Annotated in this window: 1 protein-coding gene; it reads left to right on the top strand. The window is 62.2% G+C overall.

Going from position 1 to position 953, the window contains the following annotated elements; genetic code table 11:
- The coding region (locus HLUSI_RS28280) for a FecR family protein (RefSeq protein ID WP_040503413.1) at nt 1-728 on the top strand (728 nt) is incomplete at its 5' end.
- Between the last annotated feature and the right edge of the window lie 225 nt (nt 729-953).

Here is a 953-nt window from a genome sequence, read left to right as displayed (position 1 = left end):
TCGCGACGATGGCGGCGATCTTGCTGCTGAGCACCGGCGCCGCATGGCTGATCGACCCGGCGTACGACACACGCCAGATCACTACTGCGGTCGGCGAGACTTCGATGCTGACGATGGCCGACGGCAGTCGCATCCAGCTCAATACCGACAGCGAACTGCGCATCGAATCGCGTCTCTTCTCACGCCGCATGACGCTGTTGCGCGGCGAAGCCGGCTTCGACGTCGCCCATACTTACCGCTCCTTCGTGGTCGAGGCCAATCACACCACCGTGACCGACATCGGCACCGTGTTCGACGTACGCAACGAGGAAGACGGCGCGCGCGTCAGCGTGCAGCAGGGCGCCGTTGAAGTGCGCAGCGACAGCGGCCAGTCGCAGATACTGGCCGCCAACCAGGCACTGCGTTCGACCGCCGGCAAACTGGAACGCCTGGCCGATCCCGAGCCCGGCCAGAGCGGCGCCTGGCAACGCGGCAAGCTGTATTTCAACGGCACCCCGCTGCGCGAGGCGGCGGCCGACATGCAACGCTACCTGGCGCAACCCATCGTGCCGGCCGATGCACGCACAGGCGACTTGCGCCTGTCCGGCGAATACGACATCAAGGACATCGACGACCTGCTGCGCGTGCTGCCGACCATTTTGCCGGTGACGGTGAAACGCGGCGCCAGCGGCGTTGTCATTTCGGCTATCGCAGGCAATGCAGGTAACGTGATGAGCACGGCCAAATAAAAATAATTTTCATTCAGAGGTTCCCACGCAGCGATCTGGTTTCGGTAACTCCTATAAATAACAATCACTTTTACAGGAGTAGTTCATGCGTTGTGCCGTTCCGGAGGCAGGCCGTTCCTCTCGCCAGACATTCACACTCACACTGAAAGCAGGCGTGCTTGCCGTCGGCATGTCGCTGGCTGCAATGGCCTGGGCGCAATCTGCGGCGGTCGATCTCGACATCCC

This window comes from Herbaspirillum lusitanum P6-12 (assembly GCF_000256565.1).
Lineage (GTDB): Bacteria > Pseudomonadota > Gammaproteobacteria > Burkholderiales > Burkholderiaceae_D > Herbaspirillum > Herbaspirillum lusitanum.
This window is presented reverse-complemented; position numbering and strand designations above follow the sequence as displayed.